Genomic DNA, 207 nt, shown 5'->3' with positions numbered 1-207 from the left:
AGCGTGGCGCCCGTGCCGAAGCCGTAGAACGCCAGGTGGTCGCCGGCCGCCGCACCCGCGCCGCTGAAGTCCATGACCTTGTCGCCGTGGGTCTCGCCGGCGCGGAACACGAAGGTGTCGTTGCCGCCGCCGCCGGTGAGCACGTCCTTGCCGCCGCTGCCGTCGAGGATGTTGGCGGCGCTGTTGCCGATCAGGATGTTGGACTGG

General features: G+C 71.0%; 1 pseudogene. It reads right to left on the bottom strand.

The window, feature by feature from the left end:
- Window positions 1-207: pseudogene (locus ASF18_RS24140) on the bottom strand (calcium-binding protein); the annotation flags it as partial.

This window comes from Methylobacterium sp. Leaf89, from assembly GCF_001422215.1.
Classification (GTDB): domain Bacteria; phylum Pseudomonadota; class Alphaproteobacteria; order Rhizobiales; family Beijerinckiaceae; genus Methylobacterium.
This window is presented reverse-complemented; position numbering and strand designations above follow the sequence as displayed.